At 65.4% G+C, this 9,035-nt stretch carries 9 protein-coding genes; all 9 read left to right on the forward strand.

Features of this window, described 5'->3' with window-relative positions; all coding sequences use genetic code 11:
* Positions 1-73 precede the first annotated feature (73 nt).
* The 9 genes from FJ977_RS28995 (at position 74) to FJ977_RS29035 (ending at position 8,780) form a co-directional block, all read left to right on the forward strand.
* A complete protein-coding gene (locus FJ977_RS28995; protein WP_140775604.1) occupies positions 74-1,081 on the forward strand; it encodes an ABC transporter permease in 1,008 nt (335 codons plus the stop codon).
* Positions 1,047-1,916 (forward strand): ABC transporter permease, encoded by an 870-nt coding sequence (locus FJ977_RS29000; RefSeq protein ID WP_181180100.1) that lies wholly within the window; start codon positions 1,047-1,049, stop codon positions 1,914-1,916. The genes FJ977_RS28995 and FJ977_RS29000 overlap by 35 nt, the downstream gene beginning before the upstream one ends.
* Positions 1,913-2,791, forward strand: a complete 879-nt coding sequence (locus FJ977_RS29005; protein ID WP_140775608.1) for an ABC transporter ATP-binding protein — start codon at positions 1,913-1,915, stop codon at positions 2,789-2,791. The genes FJ977_RS29000 and FJ977_RS29005 overlap by 4 nt, the downstream gene beginning before the upstream one ends.
* Positions 2,784-3,620, forward strand: a complete 837-nt coding sequence (locus FJ977_RS29010) for an ATP-binding cassette domain-containing protein (RefSeq protein ID WP_140775610.1) — start codon at positions 2,784-2,786, stop codon at positions 3,618-3,620. The genes FJ977_RS29005 and FJ977_RS29010 overlap by 8 nt, the downstream gene beginning before the upstream one ends.
* A gap of 78 nt (positions 3,621-3,698) precedes the next feature.
* Positions 3,699-4,298 carry a VOC family protein gene (locus tag FJ977_RS29015; protein WP_140775612.1) on the forward strand — a complete coding sequence of 200 codons (600 nt, stop codon included), beginning with the start codon at positions 3,699-3,701 and terminating at the stop codon, positions 4,296-4,298.
* Positions 4,299-4,442: 144 nt separating this feature from the next.
* Positions 4,443-6,737 carry a bifunctional salicylyl-CoA 5-hydroxylase/oxidoreductase gene (locus tag FJ977_RS29020; protein WP_140775614.1) on the forward strand — a complete coding sequence of 765 codons (2,295 nt, stop codon included), beginning with the start codon at positions 4,443-4,445 and terminating at the stop codon, positions 6,735-6,737.
* On the forward strand, positions 6,734-7,507 hold the full coding sequence (locus tag FJ977_RS29025; protein ID WP_140775616.1) for an SDR family NAD(P)-dependent oxidoreductase: 774 nt from the start codon (positions 6,734-6,736) through the stop codon (positions 7,505-7,507). The genes FJ977_RS29020 and FJ977_RS29025 overlap by 4 nt, the downstream gene beginning before the upstream one ends.
* Positions 7,501-7,971 carry a MarR family transcriptional regulator gene (locus tag FJ977_RS29030; RefSeq protein WP_056569752.1) on the forward strand — a complete coding sequence of 157 codons (471 nt, stop codon included), beginning with the start codon at positions 7,501-7,503 and terminating at the stop codon, positions 7,969-7,971. The genes FJ977_RS29025 and FJ977_RS29030 overlap by 7 nt, the downstream gene beginning before the upstream one ends.
* On the forward strand, positions 7,968-8,780 hold the full coding sequence (locus FJ977_RS29035; protein WP_140775617.1) for an enoyl-CoA hydratase family protein: 813 nt from the start codon (positions 7,968-7,970) through the stop codon (positions 8,778-8,780). The genes FJ977_RS29030 and FJ977_RS29035 overlap by 4 nt, the downstream gene beginning before the upstream one ends.
* Positions 8,781-9,035: the final 255 nt, after the last annotated feature.

The raw sequence follows: 9,035 nt of genomic DNA on the forward strand, positions 1-9,035 counted from the left end.
GCGCGCCGTCCATAGCGACGGCGCGCATTTTTCTATCGGGCATACGAGCCTGCGGGCTCCTGCAAAGATTTACATGCTCCTGCAACGATTCCTGATCCGTCTGCTGACGATGCTGATCACGCTGTTCGGCGTGGCGATCGTTGTCTTCGTCGTGATCCGCGTCGCGCCTGGCGATCCGATCGCGATGATGCTGCCGCCCGGCGCGACCGATGCCGACATCGCCCGGCTGCGCGCGCTCTACGGCCTCGACAAGACCATCGTCCAACAGTTCTTCATCTGGCTGTCCGGCGTGGTGCGCGGCGATTTCGGCACCTCGATCTCGCTGCGGCAAGACGTGCTCGGCCTCGTGTTCAACCGGCTGCCGGCGACGCTGGAACTCGCCATTGTCGCGCTGATCATGGCGGTGGCGCTCGGCGGCACGACGGCCGTCCTCGGCGCGCGCGAGCGCGGCACGGCGGTGGAAGCCGGCATCGACATCGCCAGCGGCGCCGCGCTTTCCATTCCCGATTTCCTCTGGGGCCTGGTGTTGATCCTTTTGTTCGGCGTGCTGGTGCCGATCTTCGACATTTCCGGCCGGGTCTCGCCACAGCTCGACCTGCCCTTCGTCACCCAGTTCTATTTCTTCGAGAGCCTGCTTCGGCTGCGCTTCGACCTGACCTGGGACCTGTTGAAGCACATGCTGATGCCGGCGGTGGCATTGGCGCTGCCGCTGGCGGCGATCATCGCGCAGTTGTTGAAACAGTCGCTCAAGGAAGTCCTCGACCTCGACTATGTCGTGCTGGCCCGGGTCAAGGGTTTTTCCGAGACGCAGGTAATCCTGCGCGAGGCACTGAAGAACGCCGCTCTGCCGACGCTGACCCTGGTCGGCGTGCAATTCACGTTCCTCATCGGCGGCACGGTCATCGTCGAGCGGCTGTTTTCCTATGAAGGCCTCGGCAACATGGCGATCGATGCCGTCATCAACCGCGACCTGCCGCTGATCCAGGGCATCGTGCTGGTCTTCGCGCTGCTGTTCGTGCTGATCAACCTTGCCGTCGACATGATGTATGCGCTGCTCAATCCGAGGCTGCGCCATGGATAGAGCCACAAGACGCGGACTGAGCCCCAGGCTGTGGCTCGCCGGCGGCTGGCTGCTGCTGGCGCTTCTGGCCGCGATCTTCGCGCCGCTGGTGGCGCCGCAGGATCCGCTGGCGCAGGATCTGATGCTGGAGCGGCTGCCGCCCTTCTGGCTCGACGGCGCCGAGCCGGGCTATTGGCTGGGCACCGACAGCCTCGGCCGCGATCTCTTGTCCAGGCTGATCTTCGGTGGCCGCATCGCCTTCATCGTCGCCTTCGCCGCCGCCATCGCCGCCTGCCTGGTCGGCTCGACGCTCGGGCTGATCGCGGGCTATTTCGGCGGCTGGGCCGACCGCATCATCTCGCGCATCGTCGATGTCTGGATGGCGTTCCCGCCGGTGCTGTTCGCCATCCTTTTGGTGGCCGTGCTGGGCACCGGCTTGAGCTCCGTCATCCTCGCCATCGCGATCATCGACTGGACGCGCTTCTGCCGGGTGATCCGCGCCGAGGCGATGGGCCAGTCGCGCATGGATTATGTCGAGAATGCCCGCATCGCCGGCTATGGCCGCATCGGCATCATGCTGCGCGAAGTGCTGCCCAACGTGGTGCCGTCGATCGTCGCACTCCTGTCGCTGGAGATGGGCATCGCCGTCATCGTCGAGGCGATCCTGTCCTTCGTCAATCTGTCGATCTCGACCGACGACCCAACCTGGGGCGGCCTCATCGCCGAGGGCCGGCTGTCGATCCACCAGGCCTGGTGGGTGCTGGTGTTTCCGCTGATCACGCTGATCCTCACCGTGCTGTCGTTCAGCCAGTTCGGCGAAGCGCTGAAGGCGCGTTTCGACCCGGTGCTGCGATGAACGCCTGTCTCGACATCGCCAATGTCAGCGCCGTGCTGCCGCACGGCGCCCGCGTGCTGCGCTCGGTCTGCCTCTCCGTGCAGCCCGGCGAGGTCCGCGCCCTGGTCGGCGAGAGCGGCGCCGGCAAGACGATGATCGGCAAGGCGGTGCTCGGCGTGCTGCCGTCGAGCGTGCGCATCGTGGAAGGCGACATGCTGCTCGAGGGCGAAGACCTCGGCAGGCTTCAGCCCAAGGCACGGCGCACGCTGATCGGCGCCCGCACGGCGCTGATCCCGCAGGATCCGCTGACCGCGCTCAACCCGTCGCGCCGCATCGGCCCGCAGATGACCGACCGGCTGGTGCGCATCCTTGGCTGGAGCGGCGACAAGGCCGACGCACGCATCCGGCACTTGCTTGACGAGGTGCAGATCCGCGACCCCGACCGCGTGCTGAAAAGCTATCCGCACGAGCTCTCCGGCGGCATGCGCCAGCGCGTGCTGATCGCCGCCGCCTTCGCCGCCGAGCCCCGGCTGATCGTAGCCGACGAACCGACCACGGCGCTCGACGTCACCGTGCAGAAGCAGATCCTGCGGCTGATCGCTGCGTTGCAGCGCGAGCACGGCACAGCGATCCTGTTCGTCACCCACGATCTCGGCGTCGTCGCCAAGATCAGCCAGAAGGTCTCGGTTCTCTATGCCGGCAAGGTGGTGGAGGAGGCCGACACGGCCGCTCTCTTCGCGGCGCCGCAGCATCCCTATACGCGCGCCCTGATGGCGGCGACGCCGCGCTACACCGATCCGTTCGCCTCGCTGAAACCGGTGGACGAAGCGGTGCTGGCCGGGCTTGCGGCGGAGATCGCGGCGGCGGACCAGGCGTGGAGGCCCAGCCATGGCTGAGCCGCTGTTTTCCGTGCGCGGGCTGAAGGTCGCGCTGCCGGACATGACACGCAAGCCGCTGATCGGCCGCGCGCCCTTGGCCGAGATCTTGAAAGGCCTGGATTTCGACCTGCCCAAGGGTTCGGTGACCGGCATTGTCGGCGAATCCGGGTCCGGCAAATCGACTCTCGGCCGCGCTTTGGTGCGGCTCTTGGAACCCAGCGCCGGCTCGATCAGCTTCGACGGCCGCGATATCACGCATCTGCCGGAAGCGGAGTTGCGGCCGTTGCGCCGCGACCTGCAGATGATTTTCCAGGATCCGATGTCGTCGCTCAATCCGCGCCGCACCATCGCCAGCATCATCGCCGCGCCGCTCAAGCAGAACGGGCTTGGCGACAGGCTCAAGGAACGCGTCGCCGAGGCGCTGCAGCGCGTCGGGCTGCCGCAGAGCTTCGCCGGCCGCTATCGCCACGAACTGTCGGGTGGCCAGCGCCAGCGTGTCGGCATTGCGCGCGCGCTGGCGCTGTCGCCGAAATTCGTGCTGGCCGACGAGATCGTCTCCGGCCTCGACGTGTCGACACAGGCGCAGATCCTCACCCTTCTGGAAAAGCTGGCGGCGGAGATGGGTCTGACCGTCGCCTTCATCAGCCACGATTTGTCCGTCATCCGGCGGCTGTGCCGGCAAGTGATCGTCATGCGCGAAGGCGTGATCGTAGAAGCCAGCGCCACCGACGCTTTGTTCGACAATCCGCGGCAGGCCTACACGCGCGACCTCATCGCAGCCATTCCGCTGCCCGAAATCGATGCCGGCTGGCTGGACATCCCTTCTGCCGGCAAGGCGCCGCCATGATTGCATACGCACGCCGAAAAGCGGGCCTCGGACGTGCGACCAGCAAACAACCAGGTCCCGCCAATGGAGAGGACTGACATGAAGACGATACTTCGAAACGCGACGCTCGTCGCCGCTATCCTTGGCAGCGCCGGCATGGCCTCGGCGGATTCGATCCCCGGCATGCGCGGCCACGATCACACCGGCATCACCGTTCCCGATATGAAGCAGGCGGTCGACTTCTTCACCGAAGTGGTCGGCTGCAAGAAGGCGATGTCCTTCGGCCCGTTCGCCGACGACAAGGGCACCTTCATGCAGGATCTTCTGGGCGTCGATCCCAAGGCTGTCATCGAACAGGTCACCATGGTTCGTTGCGGCTATGGATCGAACATCGAGCTGTTCAAATACACCGCGCCCGACCAGAAGAACCTGACGCCGAAGAACAGCGACATTGGCGGTTTTCACATCGCCTTCTATGTCGATGATGTCGCCGCGGCGAAAGCCTATCTCGACGGCAAGGGCGTCAAGACGCGCATGGGCCCCTTGCCGGTCAAGGAAGGACCCGCCGCCGGCCAGACCATTCTCTATTTCCAGGCGCCCTGGGGGCTGCAACTGGAAGCGATCAGCTATCCCGACGGCATGGCCTATGAGAAGGGTGCCGAGACAGTGCTGTGGAGCCCGAAGAGCCCGGACAAGTGACCACCCGGCGCGCGCTTGCGGTTCGACACGCAAGCGCGCTGCCCAATACCAGCACAATGATTTCGATATAAAACTTTAAGCTTGAAATATCTTGCCACCGGCGCGATACTTGAAGACACAGCAAGCGAAGAGGAGATCGCACACATGAAGGTTGCGGTTCTCGGCGGCGGACCAGCCGGCCTCTACTTTGCCATTTCGATGAAGCTCCGGGACGCCGCCCACGATGTGACGGTGTTCGAGCGCAACCGCGCCGACGACACGTTCGGCTGGGGCGTGGTGCTGTCGGCCGAAACGCTCGAGAATCTCGCGAAGAACGACCCCGTCAGCGCCGTCTGGATCAAGAAGCATTTTGCCTATTGGGACGACATCGCCGTCATCCATGACGGCGTGCGAACAGTCTCGTCAGGCCACGGCTTCTGCGGCATCGGCCGCAAGCGGCTGTTGATCCTGCTGCAGCGCCGCGCCCGCGAGCTCGGCGTCAAACTGATGTTCGAGACCGATATCGCCGACCCTAAGCCTTACATGGAGACGCACGATCTGGTCGTCGCCGCCGACGGGCTGAATTCCAGGGCGCGCAACACCTTCGTCGACATCTTCAAGCCCGACATCGATACCCGTAAATGCAAGTTCGTCTGGCTCGGCACCAACCAGAAATTCGACGACGCCTTCACCTTCATCTTCGAGAAGACCGAGCATGGCTGGGTGTGGGCGCACGCCTACCAGTTCGACAGCGACACCGCGACCTTCATCGTCGAGTGCAGCGAACAGACCTGGGCCGCCTTCGGCTTCGGCACGATGACGCAGCAGGAATCCATCGCGGTGTGCGAGCGCATCTTCGCCAAGCATCTCGGCGGCCATGCGCTTATGACCAATGCCAACCATATCAGGGGTTCGGCCTGGATCAATTTCCCGCGCGTGCTGTGCGAGCGCTGGTCGTACAAGAACCTGGCACTGATGGGCGATGCGGCGGCATCGGCGCATTTCTCGATCGGCTCCGGCACCAAGCTGGCGCTGGAAAGTGCCGTGGCGCTGGCCGACTATGTCGAGACCGAGCCGGACCTCGATGCGGCCTTCCGCAAATATGAGGATGCCCGCCGCACCGAGGTGCTGAAGCTGCAATCGGCGGCGCGCAATTCGCTCGAATGGTTCGAGGAGGTCGAGCGCTATCTTGGCCTCGACCCGGTGCAGTTCAACTATTCGCTGCTGACACGCTCGCAGCGCATCAGCCACGAGAATTTGCGGCTGCGCGATGCCGAATGGCTGGGCGGCGCCGAGGAATGGTTCCAGCGCCAGGCCGGAGCGGGCGGCAACAGGCTGCGCCGAGCGCCGATGTTCGCGCCGTTCAAGCTGCGCGACCTCAAGCTCAACAACCGCGTCGTCGTCTCGCCGATGGCGCAGTACAAGGCCGTCGACGGCTGCCCGACCGACTGGCATTTTTCTCACTATGCCGAGCGGGCCAAGGGCGGCGCCGGCCTCGTCTATATCGAGATGACCTGCGTCAGCCCGCAAGGGCGCATCACACCTGGCTGCCCCGGCTTTTACGCGCCCGAGCACGAGGTGGCGTGGAAGCGGCTTGTCGACTTCGTCCATACCGAGACCGAGGCCAAGATCTGCGCACAGATCGGCCATTCCGGCGCCAAGGGTTCGACCCGGCTGGGTTGGGAAGGCACCGACGTGCCGCTGGCCTCGGGCAACTGGCCGATCATGGCCGCGTCGGCCGTCGCATGGTCGCCCGAAAACCAGGTGCCGAAGGCGATGGACCGCGCCGACATGGATCTGGTGCGCGACCAGTTCGTGGCTTCGGCCGAGATGGCTGATCGTTGCGGCTTCGACATGCTGGAGATCCACGCCGCGCACGGCTATCTCCTGTCGTCCTTCATCACGCCGGTCACCAACCGGCGCACGGACGCCTATGGCGGTTCGCTTGAGAACCGCATGCGCTATCCCCTCGAAATCTTCCGCGCGGTGCGCGCCGCGTGGCCGGCACAGAAGCCGATCTCGATGCGCATCTCGGCCAATGACTGGGTCGGCATCGAAGGCGTGACACCGGCCGACGCGGTCGAGATCGCGCGGCTGCTGCATGAAGCGGGCGTCGACATATGCGACGTCTCGGCCGGCCAGACGTCGGCACTGGCAAAGCCGGTCTACGGCCGCATGTTCCAGACGCCTTTTTCCGACCGCATCCGCAACGAGGTCGGCATGGCGACGATGGCGGTCGGCAACATCTACGAGCCGGACCATGTCAATTCGATCCTGATGGCTGGCCGCGCCGACCTGGTAGCACTGGCACGGCCGCATCTTGCCGACCCCTACTGGACGCTGCATGCGGCGGTGACGCTTGGTGACCGCGGCGTCAAATGGCCCGATCCCTACCTGCCCGGGCGCGACCAGCTCTACCGGCTGGCGGAGCGCGATGCGGCCGCGGGGCTGAAAGTATGACGGCCGCAACAGCGATCTCCGGCAAGCACGCGCTGGTCACCGGCGGCGGCTCCGGTGTCGGCCGGGCCATCGCGCTGGCACTGGCTGGCGCTGGCATCAATGTGACCATCTGCGGCCGCCGCGAAGCAGAACTCGCAAAAGTTGCCGGCGAAAGCGAAGGCATTTTCGGCATCGCCGCCGATGTCACCAGCGAGGCATCCATGGCCTCGCTCTACGAGACGGCACAAGCCGCACGCGGGGCCTTCGACATCGTCGTCGCCAATGCCGGCATGGCCGGGAGCATGCCGGCGCACAAGACCACGCTCGCCGACTGGCAGAAGACGCTCGACGTCAATTTGACCGGCGCCTTCCTGACGGTGAAGCCTGCGCTGGCCGGGATGGCCGCGCGCAAGGCAGGCCGCATCGTGTTGATCGCTTCGACGGCGGGCTTGAAGGGCTACGCCTATGTCGCGCCTTACGTCGCGGCCAAGCATGGCGTCGTCGGCCTGATGCGGGCGCTTGCGGCCGAGACGGCGAAATCCGGCGTCACCGTCAACGCCGTGTGCCCGGGCTTCGTCGAGACCGACATGCTGGAGGAGTCCATCCAGCGCATCATCGAAAAGACCGGCCGCTCGGCCGATGAGGCGCGGGCAAGCTTAGCCTCGACCAACCCGCAAGGCCGCTTCATCCAGCCGCAAGAGATCGCCGCCGCCGTGCTGTGGCTGTGCGGCGACGCGGCGGCGTCGATCACCGGACAGGCAATTTCGATCTCAGGAGGCGAGACATGGTAGCCGGCCCCCTGCCCGCACCGTCGGGACCCGGCAAGGACAGGCTGCGCCTGTGGATCAGGCTGCTGCGTGCCTCGCGCACGATCGAGGCCGAACTGCGGGAGCGCCTGAAGAAAGAATTCGATACGACCCTGCCGCGCTTTGATGTGATGGCAGCACTCTACCGCGCCCCCGAAGGCATGCTGATGAGCGACCTGTCGCGCTTCCTGCTGGTCTCCAACGGCAATGTCACCGGCATTGTCGACCGGCTGGTTTCGGAAGGGCTGGTCGCCCGCGCCCGCCGCAATGGCGACCGCCGCACCTCCATGGTGCGGCTGACGGAGGAAGGCACCAAATCCTTCGCCACCATCGCCGCGGCGCATGAGGGCTGGATCGGCGAATTGCTGGGCAAGGTCAGCGAGGAAGATGCGCGCCGGCTGACCGGCATGCTGACCTCGTTCCGCAGCAACTGGGAGGGACGCGAATGACCGGAATGGCCGGCCTCAAGCCGAAGCATTTCCTCTGGGAGGTCGAGGGCAGGATCGCCAAGGTCCGGCTCGACCGGCCAGAGCGCAAGAACCCGCTGACCTTCGAGAGCTATGCGGAACTGCGCGACACGTTCCGCGACCTTGTCTATGCCGACGATGTCGACGCCGTGGTGTTCCTCTCCAATGGCGGCAATTTCTGCTCCGGCGGCGATGTCCACGATATTATCGGCCCGCTGGTCAGGATGGACATGAAGCAGCTTCTGGCCTTCACCCGCATGACCGGCGATTTCGTCAAGGCGATGCTGAATTGCGGCAAGCCGATCATCGCCGCGGTCGACGGTGTCGCGGTCGGCGCCGGCGCCATCATCGCCATGAGTTCCGACATCCGCATCGCCACGCCGGAAGCCAAGACAGCGTTCCTTTTCACCCGCGTCGGCCTCGCCGGCTGCGACATGGGCGCCTGCGCGATCCTGCCGCGCATCATCGGCCAGGGCCGCGCCGCCGAACTGCTCTACACCGGCCGCACCATGACGGCAGCGGAGGGCGAGCGCTGGGGATTCTACAACCGGCTGGTCGATGCGGCAGCGCTCGAAGCCGACGCGCTCGACATGGCGGCGCGCATCGTCTCCGGCCCGACCTTCGCGCACGGCATCACCAAGACGCAACTCAACCAGGAATGGTCGATGGGCCTCGACCAGGCGATCGAGGCGGAAGCCCAGGCGCAAGCGATCTGCATGCAGACGCGCGATTTCGAACGCGCCTACAAGGCATTCGTCGCCAAGGAAAAGCCGGTGTTCGAGGGCAATTGAGGATGTTTTCTTCGCTCAAGAAGGACATGCCGGCGGGACAGCGCCCCCCTCTGTCCTGCCGGACATCTCCCCCACTTGGGGGGAGATCGGCTGTCGCGCACGCTTTCGCAAATCGCCAACATTGCAGGAAGGGCGCCGACGCCTACGCAGCCAATCTCCCCCCTCGTGGGGGAGATGTCCGGCAGGACAGAGGGGGGCGCCGTAGGGCGCGACGCTCCAAATACTGCGGAGGCCAAAATGCCTGACCGTTCCTTC

Source organism: Mesorhizobium sp. B2-1-3A, from assembly GCF_006442655.1.
In the GTDB taxonomy this organism is placed as follows: Bacteria; Pseudomonadota; Alphaproteobacteria; order Rhizobiales; family Rhizobiaceae; genus Mesorhizobium.